Below are 17,853 nucleotides of genomic sequence, written 5' to 3'. Positions count from 1 at the left end.
GGCGCGGTGACCTAGCGGCGCCGCTCCACATACGGCCGCGCCTGCAGCAGCACGATCTTGTCGCCCACCGTCGCCCACTCGATGTCCTGGTCGACCGCATTGAAGGTGCGCTTCACCGCCGCGCCCACGTTGGCGAGCCGCACCACCAGCTCGTCGGTCAGCACGTGGCGGCCGACTTCCACGGGCACTTCCTTCACGCCGCCGTCCTTGTCCAGCTGCAGCGCCGTCTCCTCGGCCGAACGGCTGAGCACCTGGATGGCTTTCGACCAGCTCGAGTACATCACCTGCTCCGCCACGCGCTTGCCCTCGACCACGCGGATGCCGATGCCGCGCTTGGCCGAGATGTACGTCACATGCGGATGGCCCGCGTCGAAGGGGTCGCGCGTGATCATCACGCCGGCGTTGGTCGAGTCGATGGCGGTCTGCACGAACACGCCCATCAGCACCGATTCGGCGCCGAAGCCCGCGGCGCTGCGCGCCTCCCAGGCCTCGGGGTTGAACACCGAGGCCCAGACCTTCTTCACCGCGAGTTCCAGCGCGTCGCCGGTCTTCACGTTGGGCACCGTGGTGTAGAGCCCCGCGCCGCTGAAGCCCGGCAGGTCTTCCGAGTTGGACGAGCTGCGCACGAACACGCCGCCCCCGCCCAGCTGCGCCTGCCACGCCGCTCGCCAGGCCGCCGCGGTGGCGGGCTCGACGGGCCATTGCACGATCTCGTCGCGCAACTGCGCCAGCGCCTTCTGCCGCACCTGCGGGTCGCCCGCGAAGCCGGGCTGCTGCTGCATGCGCGCGATGCGCTCGGCCAGCCCGTTCGATCGCATGAAGCGGTCGTAGTGCGCGAACGGAATGCAGAAGCCGTCGGGCACGGTGGTCGAGGGAATGCGCGCGGCCAGCACCGCGCCGAGGTTGGCCGCCTTCGAGCCGCAATGCACGCTGTGGCGCGCACGCAGCGAGGCCAGCGGCAGCAGGCGCGTCTCGCGCAGGTCCGGCTTCGCGGCCTTGCTGCCGGGCAGCGCGCCGGTGGCGGCGGCACGCGCGGCGCGCGGCGGCAAGGCGGCGATTTCTTCCGCAGTGAGGCGGCGCAGCTGGTAGCCCGAGGCCGCCACCTTCAGCGCCACCCACTGGCCCGCGTGCGCCTTCAGCACCGTGGCGGCATCGCGCACGTACGCGTTCGGAATGCCCCAGCCCTTGGCCAGCAGGTTGACGTGCGACAGCGCCGTGGAGGGCCGCTCGGTGAGCACGCCGGCCACCGGCGGCAGGTTGATCGGCACCTCGCGCAGCACGGCGATGTCGTCGGGCAGCAGCGCGTTCAGGCCCGAGGCGTCGTTCACGATGCGCACGCGGCCGGTGGCGGTGCCCAGGTTCATCGGCAGGTAGGGCTGCTCGCGGATCAGCGCTTCCTGGCTCACGAAGTCGATGCCGGCCTCCTTCGCGATGCGCTCGTGCAGCGTGGAGTTGGTCTTGAACTTCACCGGCGCGAAGAAGCTGGCCTTCACCTGCGCCTCGGCCTCGCGCAGCAGCGGCACCGTGAGCCGGTCGCCTTCCCAGAACTCGTAGGTGAAGGTGCCGATGTTCTGCTGCCAGCTCAGCGTGCCGAACAGGAAGCGGCGGTCGGGCACGAGGTAGTTGCGGTCGATCTCGCGCTTGACCGTGTTCGGCGTGAGCCGCGTGTCGCGCAGGAAGCGCACGTGCAGCTGGAAGCGCGGCGTGTCGATGTAGTGCATGCGCGCCGGTTTGGCCTGCCGGTCGATCGCGAACAGCACATGGGCCAGCTGCATCGGCGTGCCGGCGTCGTAGACGCGCGCCAGCGTGTCGAAATCGCCCTGGCTGCGCAGTGCCGGCAGCGAGGCGGGCACGGCGGGGCGCGGCACGAGTTGCGCGGCCGGCCCTTCGGGCTGTGGCTGGTTCTGCTGCTGGTAGTACGACGGCTTGCGCGCGAGCTGCGCGCCGGCCGGCGCGGGCGCGACGGCCATCGCGCACAGCGCCAGGACCGGCAGCCATGTCAGTGCCGCGCCGTTCTTCTTCTGCCTGTTGGAATCGTTCTTCATGGGGCTCCTCCTTCATTGCCGACAAGCGCGGATTCTCGCTGGCGGCCCGCCCCGTTTTTCGCGCGTCAGCCGCGCTACGTCGCCTGCGTCGACTGGCCGCATTGCGCGCAGAACTTCGCGCCGGGCGCCATCGCCGTGCCGCACTGCCGGCAGGCCGCGGGCAGCATCGACGTGCCGCATTGCTGGCAGAAGCGCGCACCGGCGGCGTTCACCGCGCGGCAGGCCGGGCAGGCACTGCCGCCGGGTGGCGGCGGCGGTGCGTCGCGGCCATACCCATAGCCGCCTTGCGAGCCATGGTGCCCGCCGCCACCGCCGTGGCGCGCGCCGCCATGTCCACCGAAGAGTCGTTCCAGCATGCCCATGCGTTTCTCCCTTGCGTCGTACAACAGGCCGGTGGCAACGTCGCCGGTGGCGATGAATTCCCGCGGGCCTGACTGCAGTGGATTCCCTGAAGCAGCTTCAGGGTCAAGCGCCCCCCGGCAAAGACCCTCGCAGGCCGCGGTGCTTCACGGCCATGCCCATGCCGAAAGCGCCGCCGCCGCCCCGCCGCTACAGTCGGCCGCAAGGAGCGTCTTTCTCATGCAACCATTCGATTTCGACCTCTTCGTCATTGGCGGCGGCAGCGGCGGCGTGCGCGCCGCGCGCATGGCGGCGCAGACCGGCGCACGCGTCGCGCTGGCCGAGGCCGCCGAGCTCGGCGGCACCTGCGTCAACGTGGGCTGCATCCCGAAGAAGCTCTACAGCTATGCGGCCGGCTATGCCGAGTCCTTCGAGGAAGCCGAAGGCTACGGCTGGAAGCTCCCGTCGGCGCCGCAGTTCGACTGGGCGCATCTCAAGGCCCAGCGCGCCAAGGAGATCAGCCGCCTCAACGGCATCTACGGCTCGCTGCTGAAGAACTCGGGCGTCACGCTCGTCACCGGCTGGGCGCAGCTGGTCGATGCGCACACGGTGGAAGTCGAAGGCAAGCGCCACACCGCGCGCCACCTGCTGGTGGCCACCGGGGGCACGCCCTTCGTGCCCGAGATTCCAGGCCGCGAACACATCGTGACCTCCGACGCGATGTTCGACCTCGACCCGTTCCCCAAGCGCCTGCTGGTGGTGGGCGGCGGCTACATCGCCTGCGAGTTCGCGTCGATCTTCAACGGCCTGGGCTCCAAGGTGACGCAGCTGCACCGCCGCGCCCACCTGCTTACCGGCTTCGACGACGACGTGCGCCAGTTTCTTGCCAACGAGATGGGCAAGGCCGGCGTCGACGTGCGCCTGAACTGCGAGGCCTCGTCGATCGCGCGCGGCCCCGACGGCCTCGTGGTCACGCTCGCGCGCGGCCAGCAGATCGAAGCCGACACCGTGCTCTTCGCCACCGGCCGCGTGCCCAACACGCAGGGCCTCGGCCTGGAAGCGGCGGGCGTGAAGCTCGACGCCAAGGGCGCCATCGCGGTCGACGCGCACTACCGCACCTCGGCGCCGTCGATCTACGCGGTGGGCGACGTGTCGACCCGCGTGCAGCTCACGCCCGTGGCGCTGGCCGAGGCGATGGTGGTGGTCGATGCGCTGTTCGGCAAGGGAAAGCGCGGCATGGACTACGAGTTCATTCCCACCGCCGTGTTCACCCACCCCAACATCGGCACCTGCGGCTACAGCGAGATCGACGCGCGCGCGAAGTTCGGCGAGGTCACCGTGTTCTCCAGCGAGTTCAAGTCGCTGCGCCACACCCTCTCGGGCCGCAGCGAGCGCACCTTCATGAAGCTCGTGGTCGACAAGAAAAGCGATCGCGTGGTGGGCCTGCACATGGTGGGCGCGGACGCGGGCGAGGTGGTGCAGGGCTTCGCGGTGGCGATGCGCGCGGGCGCGACGAAGGCGCTGTTCGACAGCACGATCGGCATCCATCCGACGGCTGCTGAAGAGTTCGTGACGATGCGCGAACCGATGCCGGGATAAAGGCTCACCCCCAGTCTTCGCGCACTTCGTGTCGCTTCGCCAACCCCCTACCGGGGGCAACACCAGCGGCCCGGCAAAGCCGGTTCCGCGGTGTTCCGCGCGAAGACGTCATCAACGAGGCTGTTGTTTTCCTTCGAGCAGCTTCACCATCACGAACAACACCCGGTTCGCCGGCGTCGGCACGCCCAGCGCCTCGCCGCGCCGCACGACCAGTCCGTTGAGGTGGTCGATCTCGCTGCGCTTGCCGCGTGCGAGGTCTTGCGCGGTCGACGAGTACTGCGAGGGCATCGACTGCGCGATGCCGCGCACCGCCGCGTCGATATCGCCCGGAATCACCACACCTTCGGCCTTCGCCACCGCGAGGCATTCGGCGACCACGTCGCGGATCACGTCGGTCACGCCCGTGCCCTGCACGAGCTCGCCGTAGGGCAGCTGCGACACGGCCGACAGCGCGTTGTAGGCGCAGTTGAGCACCAGCTTGGCCCACAGCGCGCCGCGCACGTTGTCGGAAATCTGCGTGGGCACACCGGCGGAGATCAGTGCCTGCGCGACCTCCTCGCTGCGGCGCGAGGGCGCGATCACCAGCTCGCCGCGGCCGTGGTGCTTCACGTGGCCCGGCCCCGCCATCTCGGTCGCCACGTAGACCACGGCGGCGGCCACGTCGTGCGACGGCAGCGCCGCGCGCACGCGCGCGTCGTTGTCGACGCCGTTCTGCAGCGTGAGCACCAGCGCGCCGGGCGCGAGGTGCGGCTGAATCTGCGCGGCAGCCGATTCGGTGTCGGTGGACTTCACGCAGAACAGCACCAGGTCGGCGCCCTGCACGGCGCCTGCCTCGGTGCTGGCCTCGAGGCGCACCTGTTCATCGAAGGCCTTGGTCTCCAGCCGCAGCCCGTTCGCGCGCACCGCCTCCACATGCGAAGGCCGGCCGATCAGCACGACTTCGTGGCCCGCGCGCGCCAGCATGGCGCCGTAGTAACAGCCGACCGCGCCGGCACCCATGACTGCGACTTTCATCGATTCGATTCCTTGGTTGTTCCGTGGCCAGAGCGTAGCGAAGACGGCCGTTTCATGCCTCGGTCTCCACGCCGCGCGACTTCTGCCCTTCGTCCATGATCCATTCGCGAAACGCCGCGAAGGCCGGCAGGTCGAGGCGGTCGGGTCGGTAGCACAGGTAGTGGCCCTGGTCCACGCGCACCGGCGTGCCGCAGGGGCTCAGCAGCGCGCCTTCGGCCAGCTCTTCCTGCACCAGCAGCTTGGGCACGAGCCCGATGCCCAGCCCGTTGAGCGCCGCCTGGATCAGCGCCGAGTACTGCGCAAAGCGCGGGCCGGCCACGGTCTGCACCTCGGGCACGCCGTGCTGCGCGGCCCACTGGCGCCAGGCGGTGGGCGCGCCCTCGTGGTGCAGCAAGGTGTGGCCGACGATGTCGATGGGCTGCACGATGCGGTGGCGCCCCTCGACCAGCGCGCGCGCCACGATCAGCACGAACTCGCGCCCCGCGATGTATTCGGAGACCACACCGGGCCAGCCGTCGGGGCCGTAGCGGATGGCGGCATCGACGCCGGCCGGGATGCCGTCGCTGGGCTCCAGGTGGCGGCTGAAGCTCAGCATCACGTGGCGGCTCTTCTGGCTGAAGGCCGGCAAGCGCGGAATGAGCCATTTGGTGAGGAAGGTGGGCACGCTGGCCAGCGTGAGCAGGCCGGCGCCGGCATCGCCCGAACGCGCCTCGAAGGTCGCGGTCTCGATGGCGCGCAGGCCGCCCGAGATCTTCTGCCAGTAGACGCGCCCCTGCGGCGTGAGCTGCACGCCGCGGCCGTTCTTCTGCAGCAGCTCGCGGCCCAGGAACGCCTCGAGCCCCGCGATCTGCTTGCTGACGGCGCTCACGGTGATGCACAGGGCACCGGCCGCGAGCGTGATGCTCTGCTGGCGCGCCACGGCGTCGAAGGCCAGCAGTTCCTGGATGGTGGGGCAGTCGCGTTTCATGCCTGGCTCCGGTTGATGAAAGTCGTGTGAAAAACACTTGCCGATTGCTCAAGTGTCGTCATCCAACTTTCACCCATAAGTGTGCATCTGCTTCCTAGAATTCGCTGGAACGCGGCAATCCGCCGTGGGCAAAAAGTAGAGCATCCGGAAAGTATGCCGGGTGCGCAAGACCTTCGGAGACACCCCCTTGATTCGCGGCATCTCGCTCGTCTACGGCCTGTACCTGCTGCTGCCCATCGCCCTGCTGGCGATCGGCAGCTTCGGCGGCAACTGGACCAACACGCTGCTGCCCACGGGCGTCACCGGGCAGTGGTATGTCGACCTGTGGCTGGACACCTCGTTCCGCAAGGCCTTCGTGAGCAGCCTCGTGGTGGCGATGGCGGCCTGCGCGATCAACACGGTGCTGGCGCTGCCGCTGGCCTACGCGCTGTACCACGGCGCGCGGCGCGGCAGCAGCATCGCGGCGCGCATCGTGAGCGCCACGCCGGTCGCGGTGCCGACCATCACGCTGGCCTTCGGCTACATGATCGTGTTCAACACCGACCTCGCGCCGTGGCTGGGCTCGATGCCGCTGCTGATCGCGGCGCACGCGATCCTCACGCTGCCCTACCTCACCAACACGCTGCTGACCGACCTGCGCCACCTGGACCTCGGGCGGCTCGAACAGGCGGCCGCCACGCTCGGCGCCTCGGGCTGGCAGCAGTTCACCGGCATCGTGCTGCCCAGCCTGCGCCAGAGCCTGATCAGCGGGCTGGTGATGGTGGCGGCCATCTCGGTGGGCGAGTTCGGACTGTCGAACCTGCTCACGAGCTTCCAGAACCGCACCTACCCGGTGGTGCTGCTGCAGGCCTTCTACGGCGCGACGGGCTTTGCCTGCGCGGCGACCGTCATCCTTCTCGTGCTGGCGAGCGCGTCGGCCCTTCTTTCTTCCTCCCTCGTGAAGCAGCGCGCGTAATTCCCATGAGCCTCCTCCTCGACTCCGTCAGCTACAACTACCCCGGCAGCACGCACGGCCTGCACGACGTGTCGCTCGACGTGCGCACGGGCGAGCTCGTCGCGGTGATCGGGCCCAGCGGCTCGGGCAAGTCGACGCTGCTCAAGCTGGTGGCGGGGCTGGAGACCGGCCACACGGGCCGCATCGTGCTCGGCGGCGACGACATGTCGCGCACGCCGGTGCACCAGCGCCACATCGGCATGGTGTTCCAGAGCTACGCACTCTTTCCGCACCTGAGCGTGCTGGACAACGTGGCCTACGGGCTCAAGCTGCGCAAGGTGGACACCGCCCCGCGCCGCCAGCGCGCGCAGGAGCTGCTCGACATCGTCGGGCTGGGCGACCACGCGCAGCGCGCGGTGGCGCAGCTCTCGGGCGGCCAGCAGCAGCGCGTGGCCCTGGCCCGTGCGCTCGCCATCGACCCGCGTGCGCTGCTGCTCGACGAGCCCCTCTCCGCACTAGACGCCAGCGTGCGCGGCCACCTGCGCGACCAGATCCGGTCGATCCAGCAGCGCTTCAACGCGACCACGCTGCTGGTCACGCACGACCAGGAAGAAGCGCTGGTGATGGCCGACCGCGTGGCGATGCTGAAGGACGGCCGCCTGCTGCAGATCGCCACGCCGCGCGAGATCTACGAGCACCCCGCGAGCCGCGCGGTGGCGGAGTTCGTCGGGCTCTCGACCATCCTGCCCGCCAAGGTGGCCTCGCCGGGCCGGCTCGACATGGGCTTTGCCGAACTCTTCGCCGAGACCGGCAGCCGCCCCTTCGGCACGCCGGTGCACGTGCTGGTGCGCCCCGAACACATCCGCCCCGACCCGGCGCCTGACAGCGTGAACCGCCTGGCCGGTCGCACCGGCGCGCAGCGCTACCTGGGTGCGCTCACGCGCTACGACTTCGACGTGGCGGGCGCGGGCAAGCCCTTCCTCGCCGAGTCGGCCGCGCCGGCGGCCGAAGCGATCGCCATCGCCCCCGAACACCTTCGCCTGCTCGACCACTGACCTTTCCTCTCAAGGAGCCACCATGCAACGCAGACATCTGATCCAGGCCGCCGGCGCACTGCCCGTGCTGTCCCTTGCGCGCACCGCCTTCGCCTTCGACGGCCCCGAGCTCTACGCGGGCGAGAAGGCGCTGTACGCCGAAGCGCAGAAGGAAGGCCTGTGCGTCTCCTTCGACACCGGCCCCGAGTGGGCCAACTGGAAGTCGCTGTTCCGCGACTTCAAGAAGCGCTACCCCGAGATCGAGCTGACCTACAACGACATCGGCTCGGCCGCCACCGTGGTCGCGCTCGAGAAGACCAAGCGCCGCCCGCAGGCGGACACCGCCTACTACTTCGCCGCCTCCGCCGTCGATGCCGCGAAGAAGGACGTGGTCGCGCCCTTCAAGCCCGTCAACTTCGACAAGCTGCCCGCCGTGTTCCGCGAGGCCGAGGGCCGCTGGTTCACCATCCACACGCTCAACATCGCCTTCCTGGTGAACAAGAAGCTGGTGAAGAACGTGCCCACCGGCTGGGCCGACCTGCTCAAGCCCGAGTTCAAGAGCACGGTGGTCTACCTCGACCCGCGCTCCACCGGCATCGGCCAGGTGCTGACCTTCGCCGCGGCCTATGCCAACGGCGGCAGTGTCGACAACGTGCAGCCCGGCACCGACTACCTGGGCAAGCTGCATGCGGCCGGCAACGTGCTGCGCGTGGAAGGCACCACGCCCTACGCCAAGTTCCTCAAGGGCGAGATCCCGGTGTGGATCAGCTACGAGAACGACGGCCTCAAGGCCAAGCACGTCGACGGCATGGGCGACGCGGTCGAGGTCGTGATCCCGAAGGAGGCCAGCGTGGCTGCGCCGTACGCCATCAGCCTGGTGAAGAACGGCCCGAACCCGAACGCCGGCAAGCTGTGGCTCAACTTCATCATGAGCGAGGCCGGCCAGTCGCTGTTCGCGCAGGGCTTCGTGCGCCCTGCCGTGCCGGGCACGCCGCTGTCGGCCGATGTCGCGGCCAAGATGCCGGCCGCGCCGCAGATCAAGCCGCTCGACGTGGTGAAGGCCTCGGAGCGCAAGTCCGAGGTCGACAAGCTCTGGGCGCAGGCCGCGCTGGGCAAGTAAGAGGCCGTGATGCGACGCTTTGGCGCCTGGCCCGCCTGGGCCTTCATGGCGCTGTTCTTCGCGGTGCCGCTGGCGGCGCTGCTGCCCGAGGCCTTCGGCGAGGGCGGCAGCGCCTTCGGGCGGCTGTTCGGCAACCCGCTGTTCCTGGGCGCGCTGCGCAACACGCTGGGCCTGGGCCTGGCGGCGGGCGCGATCGCGGCGCTGGTGGGCACCTGCATCGCCATCGAACTGGCGCGCCAGCCCGAAGGCCGGCGCCAATGGATGATGACGCTGCTGGGCCTGCCGCTGGCGTTCTCGGGGCTGGTGATCGCCTACGGCTTCATCCTCGCGTTCGGCCGCGCGGGCTTCGTGACGCAGCTGCTCGCGGGGCTGGGCGCCGACCCGGCCGTGATCGGCAGCTGGATCTACAGCGTGTCGGGCCTGGGGCTGGCCTATGCCTACTACCTGATCCCGCGCGTGGCGCTGTCGCTGTACCCCGTGTTCGCCAACCTCGACCTGCGCCCGGCGCAGGCGGCGCGCACGCTGGGCGCCTCGAAGGCGCGCGCCTTCCGGGACACGGTGCTGCCCGAGGTGCTGCCCTCGGTGCTGTCGAACGCCTGCATGGTGGCCGCGATTGCCATGGGCACCTACGGCACGGCGCTGGCGCTGGTGGGCACGCAGCTGAACATCCTGCCGCTGATGCTGCTCGCGCAGGTGGGCGACGGCGGGTCCGATTTCGCGGTGGCGGCGGCCCTGTCGCTGGTGCTGATGGTGGTGTGTGTGGTCGTGATGGGAGTGGGCGATGTCTTTACACGAAGGCGCGAGCGCGGTGCTGTCGGCGCCGGTCACTGAGGCGCTGACGCGCCTGGCGCAACGGCAGTGGGGGCCGCAGCGCCACCGCCAGCCGGTGGCAATGCTCGGCCCGGGCGACGGCGGCCCGGCCGAATGCGAGGCCGCCTACGCGGTGGCGCATGCGCTGGCCGGCGCGGGCATGGCGGTGGTCTGCGGCGGGCGCGGCGGCGTGATGGCCGCGGCCTCGCGCGGCGCGGTGGAGGCCGGCGGCATCGCCGTGGGCATCCTGCCCGAGGACGACGACCGCCATGCCAACGAATGGCTCAGCGTGGCCATTCCCACCGGCATGGGCGAGATGCGCAACGGCATCATCGCGCGCAGCGGCGTGTGCCTGGTCGCCATCGGCGGCAACATGGGCACGCTGTCGGAGATGGCGATGGGCCTGAAATGGGGCAAGCCGGTGTTCGTGATGCACGGCGACGTCGCCCTGCCCGGCGCGGTGCAGGCCACGGACGTGGACGACATGCTGGCCAAGGTGCTGGCCTGCCTCTTGGATTGACCGTCTGGCCTCCCCACCGACACGGGCGCATTGCACAATGACGGCATGCCCTACATGCCCACCTTCGTCGCTCCCGCCCGCTTCACCGACGCCGCCGAGGCGCTCGACCAGGTCAAAGCCATCTACCAGGGCGGCCTGGCCCACCTGCGCGAATCGATGCTGCGCTTTGTCGCCGGCGAAGCGCTGCCGGGCCGGGTGCGGGCCTGCTACCCGTTCGTGCGGGTGCACACGCACACCGTCTCGCGCCACACGCCGCCGGCCAACGCCGGCCTGAGCTACGGCTTCGTGGCCGGCCCCGGCCGCTACGAAACCACGCTGACGCGGCCCGACCTGTTCTCGCGCTACTACCTCGACCAGTTCCGCCTGCTGCTGGAAAACCACCAGGTCGAGATCGAGGTGGGCACCAGCACGCAGCCCATTCCGATCCACTTCTCGTTCGCCGAGAACGACCACATCGAAGGCACGATGAGCGCCGAGCGCCGCGCCCTCATGCGCGACGTGTTCGACCTGCCCGACCTGGGCGCCATGGACGACGGCATCGCCAACGGCACCTTCGAGGCGCTGCCCGGCGAGCCGCAGCCGCTGTCGCTGTTCACGGCGGCGCGCGTCGACTACTCGCTGCACCGCCTGCGCCACTACACGGGCACGGCGCCCGAGTGGTTCCAGAACTTCGTGCTGTTCACCAACTACCAGTTCTACATCGACGAGTTCGTGCGCCTGGGCCATGAGGCCATGGCCGACGAGAACAGCGAGTACATCGCCTTCATCGAGCCCGGCAACGTGATCACGCGCCGGCGCGGGCTGGCCGCGGGCCACAGCGACACCTTCGCCCACCTGCTGGACGGCAGCCAGGGCACCGCGCCGCCGCGCCTGCCGCAGATGCCGGCCTACCACCTCGTGCGCGAGGACTACAGCGGCATCACCATGACCAACATCGGCGTCGGCCCGGCCAACGCCAAGACCATCACCGACCACATCGCCGTGCTGCGCCCGCACGCCTGGATGATGCTGGGCCACTGCGCCGGCCTGCGCAACACGCAGCAGCTGGGCGACTACGTGCTGGCCCACGCCTATGTGCGCGAGGACCACGTGCTCGACGAGGAGCTGCCGCTGTGGGTGCCGATCCCGGCGCTGTCGGAGATCCAGCTGGCGCTCGAGCAGGCCGTGGCCGACGTCACGAAGTGCGAAGGCCCCGACCTGAAGACGATCATGCGCACCGGCACCGTGGCCAGCACCGACAACCGCAACTGGGAGCTGCTGCCCGGCAACCAGCCGCAGCGCCGCTTCAGCCAGAGCCGCGCGGTGGCGCTGGACATGGAAAGCGCGACCATCGCGGCCAACGGCTTCCGCTTCCGGGTGCCCTACGGCACGCTGCTGTGCGTGAGCGACAAGCCGCTGCACGGCGAGATCAAGCTGCCCGGCATGGCCAACCACTTCTACCGCGAACGCGTGGAACAGCACCTGCGCATCGGCATGCGCGCCATCGAGATCCTGCGCCAGGAAGGCACGACCCGGCTGCACAGCCGCAAGCTGCGAAGCTTCGCGGAAGTGGCTTTCCAGTAGGCTCCGACGCCTTTCGCCCCTTTGTCCCCTCAGGGTTTCTCCCTGTGCGGGCGAGGGCGTGTTTGCCTTGTTTCGCGGACATCATTGGCTGTCACGTACACAACTGGAAACACGATGCGCCCGTCTTCGCCGCCTGCCGCCGCCCTTCCCCTGTCCCGCCGCCGCTTCGGCACCTGGCTGGCAGCCTCGGCCGCTGCCGCCGGTGCGGGCCAGGCCACGCTGTGGGCCGGCAACGCCCGCGCGGCCGACGCGCCGCTGAGCAGCAAGCTGCGCATCGTCATTCCCGCCAACGAAGGCGGCGGCTGGGACCAGACCGGCCGCGCCCTCGGCGCCGCCCTGCTGGCCTCGGGCGCCGTGGGCACCGTCACCTACGAGAACATCGGCGGCAAGGGCGGCACCATCGGGCTGGCCAAGTACGTCGAGAAGTACGACGCCGACCCCGAGGCGCTGCTGGTCAGCGGCATGGTGATGGTCGGCGCGGTGGCGCTGCAAAAGCCCGCCGTCACGCTGGCGCATGTCTCGCCCGTGGCCCGGCTGACCAGCGACTACGAGGTGGTCGCCGTCAAGGCCGACTCGCCCATCAAGACCCCCAAGGACCTCGTCGCCCAGCTGCGCGCCGATGCCGCCAACACCGTCATCGCGGGCGGCTCGGCCGGCGGTGTGGACCACATGTTCGCCGGCATGCTGGCGCGCGTGGCCGGCGCCTCGGCGTCGCTGAACTACCAGCCGCACCCGGGCGGCGCACAAGTGGTCGAAGCGCTCGACACGGGCAAGGCGGCGGTCGGCATCTCGGGCTACAGCGAGTTCGCCGAGAACATCGCCAACGGCAAGCTGCGCGCCATCGGCGTGTCGTCCAAGCACCCGTTCCAGGGCATTTCGTCGGTGCGCCAGCAGGGCGTGGACGCCGACCTGGCCAACTGGCGCGGCGTGATGACCGGCAAGAAGGTGCCGCCCTACCGCCGCGGCCAGCTGCTCGACGCAGTGCAGCGCGCCACCACGCACGACCTCTGGCAGAAGACCATCAAGCGCAACAACTGGGACCCGTACTGGATGGCGGGCAAGGACTTCGAGAGCTTTCTCGAACTCGACATTGCGATGGCCGGGCCGCTGATCTATCTGCTCAAGCTGAAAGCCTGAGCCTCGGGCCCGTGTGAGGGACCTTTCCTTCGCGATGCCTTCGCCTGGTCAGCACAGCCACCAGCGGCTGCAGTTCGTGGCAATGCGGAATATCCGCTTCGGTGAGATGCCGCCATTGGCGATGTACTCATAGGATGTCGCACCCTTGGCACCTTCCGCATTGAGCAGGGCCAGGAACTTGGTTTCGTCGCTGCCGCCCGTCGCATCATCGACCACGTAGTAGTAGTAGCTCGTCGACGCGTTGTTCACCTTGACGTAGTAAGGGGTACCGCCGTTGAGGAAGAAGGGGATGAAGCCCTTGAGCCCCATCGCGTTGAGCTGGTCCAGCCGCTCCTGCAACGAAGACACACGGGGGGTCGGCGATTCGTAGGTGCAGACATCGCTGGCACCCTCCTGCCGCATCATGCGCGTCTCGAACACACCGCTCGCCAACCGGCAATAGCCTTGCGCACCCGCCGCGTTCAGGCGGCTCAGCGAGCCGCTGACGTCGGCGTCGATGGCGACCTTCATGTACCCATAGGTCGCCGTTTCCGCCGTGGGCTTTCCGTAGAGGGATCGCAGCGTGCCCTCACCGATGACCATGAACAACGCCATCGAGACGAAGCTGGCCGCGGAGTGGCCGTTGGGGGCCACCACCGTGTCCATCGACCAGAGGTAGGCATCGGTCGACGAAGCCCTGGTAAAGATGCCATTGCCTGTGTCGGGATAGAACGAGCCGGTGTAGTAGTAGCCAGCGAACGCCGGGCTGTTCAGCTGGTCCAGCACCAGTCCCCGGAAGCGCGGATCGAAGGGACTGATCTTGTCCTCGACCTTGCCCAGCTTGTAGGTGTAGGTGGTGACCGGGCCAGGCTGAGGACCGGTGATGGGCGCAGGGTCCGTGCCGGGTTGCGTGACAGGCCCGGCGGGAGGCGCCGCTTCCGTTCCGGGGTTTGCGCCCGGATCGCCGCCCGCACCGGATGCCGGCACTGCCGCCCCTGGCGGCATGGCGAGTCCGACGAGTCCACCCCCACTACCTCCGCCGCCGCCTCCACCGCCACATGCGCCTAGAACCACGCAGCACACGGCTGCCCACCACCTGGTTGCCACAGTTCCATCCTCCCGATTTGGTGCAGGATCATAAGTGGGCTGCGGCCCATCCGGTTTGGAGTTTTCCCGGTCAGGACACCGAGCTTCTTCGTGTGTCTCCGGCAGTCAGTTGAACAACTCCGGCATCTCCCGCTGCGCCTTCGGCGTCAGCGTGAGCGCGCGTCCGTCGAGCTCTTGCCGCACCCAGCCGCGCCGCAGCGACAGCTGCAGCCACGCGGCGCCGAGCGCGCCGCCCAGGTGCGGGCGGCGTTCGCTCCAGTCGAGGCAGGCGCAGGCGAAGCGGCGGCGCGAGCGGCGCACGGCGTCGACCTCGACGCCCAGGCTCTCCAGCGCGATGGCGCCGTCGGGCGTGAGTTCGTACGAGCCGCTCGCCAGGCCGCTGAGCCAGCCCTGCGCATGCAGCCGGTCGTGCAGCGCGACACCCGCGGTGCCGGCCATGTGGTCGTAGCAGGTGCGGGCGCTGCGCAGGCGGCTTGGCGTGTTGGGCTGGAAGGCGGTGGCCGCGGGGCGCGGCGCGCCGGCCACGACCATGAGGCTTTCGAGCGCGGCGGCCACGTCGTCGCTGGCCAGGCGGAAGTAGCGGTGCTTGCCTTGCACGAGCACCTCGACCAGCCGCTCCTCCTTCAGGCGCGCGAGGTGCGCGCTCGCGGTCGAAGCGGCCACCTCGGCCACGGTGGCGAGCTCGGTGGCGGTGCGGGCGTGGCCGTCCATCAGGCAGTTCAGCATGCGGGCGCGCGCCGGCTCGGCGATGGCGCCGGCGAGGCGGGCGAGCTGGAAGTCGGAAGCGGTGGTGTCGTCCATGCGGGCATCCTAAGGCGGCGGCGCATCCCACACTTCGTTCGCGACCGAAGTGTGCCGGCGGCGGCGAACGCACACTGCGCGCCATGACTACCGCCACGCTCACTCATCCCACCGACCCGGTCGCCGCCGCCACGCATGCCGACCCGTACCCGTACTACGCCACGCTGCGTGACGGCCCGCCGCTCGCGTGGCACGAGGGCTTGCGCGTGTGGGTCGCGAGCCGTGCCGATGTCGTCATGCAGGTGCTGCAGGCCCACGGCGCGCTGCGCGTGCGCCCCGCCGCCGAGCCCGTGCCGCGCGCGATCGTGGGCAGCCCGGCGGGCGAGGTGTTCGGCCACCTCGTGCGCATGAACGACGGCCCGGCGCATCAGGCGCACCGGCCGGCCTTGCAGCGCGCGCTGGCCGGGCTCGACCTGCAGGCGGCGCACGCCGCCGCGCTCGACGTGGCGCGGCAGGTGCCGGCGCAGGCGCCGCTGTCCGAGGCGCTGTTCTCGCTGCCCGTGCGGGCGATGGCGCACCTGCTCGGCTTCGACGGTGCATCACTGCCGCAGGTGGACCGCTGGATGCGCGATTTCGTCGCCTGCCTTTCTCCGCTGTCGAACGCCGACCAGCTGCAGGCGGCAAGCGTGGCGGCCGGCGCGCTGATGAACCGTTTCGAAACCCTGAGCGCGAACGCTTCGCCGCGCGACGGCACGCTGCTGGCAGCGGTGCTGGCCGAAAGTGCCGCGAGCGCGCCGCTCTCGCGCGCGCTGCTGGCGAACCTCGTGGGCCTGCTCTCGCAGACCTGCGACGCCACGGCGGGCCTGCTGGGCAACAGCCTCGTTGCGCTGGTGCGCGAGCCTGCGCTGCGCCCGCAGGTACGCACGCGCGACGGGCTGCTCGCCATCGTCGAGGAGACGGCGCGCCACGATCCGTCGGTGCAGAACACGCGCCGCTTCGCGATCGAGCCCGTCGAGATCGCCGGCACCTCGCTGGCGGCGGGCGATGCGGTGCTGGTGCTGCTGGCCTCGGCGCAGCGCGATCCGGCGTTCAACCCCGAGCCCGACCGCTTCATGCCCGTGCGCGCGCGGCGCCGCGTGCTCGGCTTCGGCCATGGCATGCATGCGTGTCCGGGGCAGGCGCTGGCCTGCACGCTGGCTGCGGCGGGCCTCGAAGCGCTGCTGAGCCCGCAATGCGTGCCCGACCTCGACGCACTCGACTGGCACTACCGCCCGTCAGTCAACGGACGCATTCCCGTCTTCGACTAGTCAGTGCGCGGCCCAGCGCCCCGTGCCCGCCAGGTGCGGCGACAACGCGGCCTCGCCCCAGCGCAGCGGCAGCGCGGCCGGACGGCGCAGCGCGCGCGTGACGTGAAAGCGCATGAGCCGCTCCGCGCCCTCGAACGCTTCAACCTCAGGGCCGTCCGTGACGATCTCCGCCGTGGCGCTCAGGTGCAGCAGCTCGCCGGTGTCGAAATCGACGAACAGCAGGCCCGCGCGCGGGTGCGCCTGCAGGTTGCCCAGCGTGTTGAAGAAGCGGTTGCCGTTGAAGTCGGGCACCGTGAGCACGCCGCCCGCATCGACGCGCACGAAGCCCGGCCGACCGCCGCGGTGCGACACGTCGACGCCGTGCGAGCGCGCATCGGCCACGTCGCCCATCGCCACCGCGTCGGGATACGCCGTGGCGATGAACAGCGTGTCGGACGCGCCGATGAGCCGTTCGGCTGCGAGATCGAGCGTGTCGAGCCACTGCACGGCGGGCTCGTTGGCCGGCGGTGCGGCGAACACCGGCTCGCGCGCCTGGATGTAGCGCGGGCAGTTGCCGAAGCTCTGCTGCACCTCGACCATGAAGCCCGCTGCATCGAGCGCCTCGACCGTGCCGTTCATGCGATTGCGCCGCCGCGTGTGCGGCTGGATGCCCAGCAGCCCCAGCGTGGCACCGGGCGCGAGCTGGCCGGTGAGCGGATCGCCGGCGCCCGGCAGTGCATCGATGCGCAGGTGCGTCGCGTCGGGCGAGTGCGCAAAGCCGGCGGGCGCGGCGAGCATGCTGGCCCACGGCTGCAGGTCGGCGTCGAGGCTGCCGACCACGAGGAACGGCAGCAGCGCGAAGAACTCGCGGTGCTGGTCGGGCATGTAGTCGCGGATCACGCGCGGGCCCATCGCCTCCATCTGCTCGCGCGCGCCCACGAGCGATTGCAGCGCGCGCTCGCCGGCGTGGAAGGGTGCGGCGATCATGACGCCACCGCCAGGCCGACCGGCGAACGCACCATCGGCACGAACCCGGGCAAGGCTTCCACGCGCGCCAGCCAGGCGCGCAGCTGCGGGTAGGCGTCGAGCGACACGCTGCCTTCGGGCGCATGGGCCACGTAGGCGTAGTTCGCGATGTCGGCCAGCGTGGCCGACGGCCCCGCGAGGAAGGGCTGCTCGGACAGGCAGGTCTCCATCACCGCGAGCAGCGCGTGCGAGCGCTTGACGGTCTCGGTGCGGTCGGCGTCCACGCCGAACAGCACCATGATGCGCGCCGCCGCCGGGCCGTAGGCCAGTGGGCCGGCCGCCACCGAGAACCAGCGCTGCACGCGCGCCGCGCCCACCGGGTCGCGCGGCATCCAGCGCGCCGGGTCGGGGGCGTAGCGTTCGTTGAGGTACACGAGGATGGCGTTGGAGTCGGCCAGCGTGACCTCGCCGTCCTCGATCACCGGCACCTGGCCGAAGGGGTTGCGCGCCAGGAACTCCGGCGTGCGGTGCTCGCGCTGGCGCAGGTTGAGCTCGACGATCTCGAAGGGCAGGCCCAGCACCGAGAGGAAGAAGCGCACGCGGTGCACGTGGCCCGAGATGGCGCTGCCGAAGAGCTGGATGGGCTGGGCGGGCTGACGGGTGTTGCTGCTGTTCTCGGTCATGAAGAGTCC

Annotated in this window: 17 protein-coding genes; 9 read left to right on the top strand and 8 right to left on the bottom strand. The window is 70.2% G+C overall.

The window, feature by feature from the left end; all coding sequences use genetic code 11:
* Positions 1 to 11 precede the first annotated feature (11 nt).
* Together AC1RLW_RS23230 and AC1RLW_RS23225 are read right to left on the bottom strand one after the other, a co-directional pair.
* The gene (locus AC1RLW_RS23230) at positions 12 to 2,045 is read right to left on the bottom strand and encodes a PEP/pyruvate-binding domain-containing protein (RefSeq protein ID WP_493195296.1); all 2,034 of its coding nucleotides are present in this window, start codon (positions 2,043 to 2,045) and stop codon (positions 12 to 14) included.
* A 74-nt stretch (positions 2,046 to 2,119) separates the two neighbouring features.
* A complete protein-coding gene (locus AC1RLW_RS23225) occupies positions 2,120 to 2,401 on the bottom strand; it encodes a double zinc ribbon domain-containing protein (protein ID WP_308789324.1) in 282 nt (93 codons plus the stop codon).
* Between the two features lie 223 nt (positions 2,402 to 2,624).
* Here AC1RLW_RS23225 and gorA point away from each other — a divergent pair, with 223 nt between their 5' ends.
* A complete protein-coding gene (gorA, locus tag AC1RLW_RS23220; protein WP_493195294.1) occupies positions 2,625 to 3,983 on the top strand; it encodes a glutathione-disulfide reductase in 1,359 nt (452 codons plus the stop codon).
* 111 nt (positions 3,984 to 4,094) lie between these two features.
* On the opposite strand, the gene AC1RLW_RS23215 is transcribed toward gorA, so the two are convergent.
* Together AC1RLW_RS23215 and AC1RLW_RS23210 are read right to left on the bottom strand one after the other, a co-directional pair.
* A complete protein-coding gene (locus tag AC1RLW_RS23215; RefSeq protein WP_493195292.1) occupies positions 4,095 to 4,997 on the bottom strand; it encodes a ketopantoate reductase family protein in 903 nt (300 codons plus the stop codon).
* Between the two features lie 52 nt (positions 4,998 to 5,049).
* Entirely contained in the window at positions 5,050 to 5,964 is a 915-nt protein-coding gene (locus tag AC1RLW_RS23210) for a LysR substrate-binding domain-containing protein (RefSeq protein ID WP_070061858.1), read from the bottom strand.
* Between the two features lie 187 nt (positions 5,965 to 6,151).
* On the opposite strand from AC1RLW_RS23210, the gene AC1RLW_RS23205 reads away from it, so the two are divergent.
* The 7 genes from AC1RLW_RS23205 to AC1RLW_RS23175 all read left to right on the top strand — a co-directional run bounded on the left by AC1RLW_RS23205 (position 6,152) and on the right by AC1RLW_RS23175 (position 13,082).
* A complete protein-coding gene (locus AC1RLW_RS23205) occupies positions 6,152 to 6,919 on the top strand; it encodes an ABC transporter permease (RefSeq protein ID WP_070061918.1) in 768 nt (255 codons plus the stop codon).
* A 5-nt stretch (positions 6,920 to 6,924) separates the two neighbouring features.
* A complete protein-coding gene (locus AC1RLW_RS23200) occupies positions 6,925 to 7,953 on the top strand; it encodes an ABC transporter ATP-binding protein (protein WP_493195289.1) in 1,029 nt (342 codons plus the stop codon).
* Positions 7,954 to 7,975: 22 nt separating this feature from the next.
* A complete protein-coding gene (locus AC1RLW_RS23195) occupies positions 7,976 to 9,052 on the top strand; it encodes an extracellular solute-binding protein (protein ID WP_493195287.1) in 1,077 nt (358 codons plus the stop codon).
* A 9-nt stretch (positions 9,053 to 9,061) separates the two neighbouring features.
* On the top strand, positions 9,062 to 9,883 hold the full coding sequence (locus AC1RLW_RS23190) for an ABC transporter permease (RefSeq protein ID WP_493195341.1): 822 nt from the start codon (positions 9,062 to 9,064) through the stop codon (positions 9,881 to 9,883).
* Positions 9,834 to 10,382, top strand: coding sequence for a TIGR00725 family protein (locus AC1RLW_RS23185; RefSeq protein ID WP_062481403.1), 549 nt, complete (start codon positions 9,834 to 9,836; stop codon positions 10,380 to 10,382). Before AC1RLW_RS23190 ends, AC1RLW_RS23185 begins: the two co-directional genes overlap by 50 nt.
* A 45-nt stretch (positions 10,383 to 10,427) precedes the next feature.
* Positions 10,428 to 11,945: an AMP nucleosidase gene (locus AC1RLW_RS23180; RefSeq protein ID WP_062481401.1), complete on the top strand. Its 1,518-nt coding sequence runs from the start codon at positions 10,428 to 10,430 to the stop codon at positions 11,943 to 11,945.
* A gap of 114 nt (positions 11,946 to 12,059) precedes the next feature.
* Positions 12,060 to 13,082 carry a Bug family tripartite tricarboxylate transporter substrate binding protein gene (locus tag AC1RLW_RS23175; protein ID WP_493195285.1) on the top strand — a complete coding sequence of 341 codons (1,023 nt, stop codon included), beginning with the start codon at positions 12,060 to 12,062 and terminating at the stop codon, positions 13,080 to 13,082.
* 48 nt (positions 13,083 to 13,130) lie between these two features.
* Here the strand turns inward: AC1RLW_RS23175 and AC1RLW_RS23170 are convergent, their stop codons facing one another.
* A complete protein-coding gene (locus AC1RLW_RS23170) occupies positions 13,131 to 14,048 on the bottom strand; it encodes a hypothetical protein (protein WP_493195283.1) in 918 nt (305 codons plus the stop codon).
* A 225-nt stretch (positions 14,049 to 14,273) separates the two neighbouring features.
* Positions 14,274 to 14,969: an ArsR/SmtB family transcription factor gene (locus AC1RLW_RS23165; RefSeq protein ID WP_307581871.1), complete on the bottom strand. Its 696-nt coding sequence runs from the start codon at positions 14,967 to 14,969 to the stop codon at positions 14,274 to 14,276.
* An 83-nt stretch (positions 14,970 to 15,052) separates the two neighbouring features.
* Here AC1RLW_RS23165 and AC1RLW_RS23160 point away from each other — a divergent pair, with 83 nt between their 5' ends.
* Complete coding sequence (locus AC1RLW_RS23160) at positions 15,053 to 16,216, top strand: cytochrome P450 (protein ID WP_493195280.1); 1,164 nt, start codon at positions 15,053 to 15,055, stop codon at positions 16,214 to 16,216.
* Here AC1RLW_RS23160 and AC1RLW_RS23155 read toward each other — a convergent pair whose 3' ends face one another.
* Both AC1RLW_RS23155 and AC1RLW_RS23150 read right to left on the bottom strand, forming a co-directional pair.
* Positions 16,217 to 17,182 carry a pyridoxamine 5'-phosphate oxidase family protein gene (locus AC1RLW_RS23155; RefSeq protein WP_493195279.1) on the bottom strand — a complete coding sequence of 322 codons (966 nt, stop codon included), beginning with the start codon at positions 17,180 to 17,182 and terminating at the stop codon, positions 16,217 to 16,219.
* On the bottom strand, positions 17,179 to 17,844 hold the full coding sequence (locus tag AC1RLW_RS23150) for a glutathione S-transferase family protein (RefSeq protein WP_493195277.1): 666 nt from the start codon (positions 17,842 to 17,844) through the stop codon (positions 17,179 to 17,181). The genes AC1RLW_RS23155 and AC1RLW_RS23150 overlap by 4 nt, the downstream gene beginning before the upstream one ends.
* Between the last annotated feature and the right edge of the window lie 9 nt (positions 17,845 to 17,853).

The sequence above is a fragment of the Variovorax sp. GW822-FHT04A09 genome (assembly GCF_058801005.1).
This window is presented reverse-complemented; position numbering and strand designations above follow the sequence as displayed.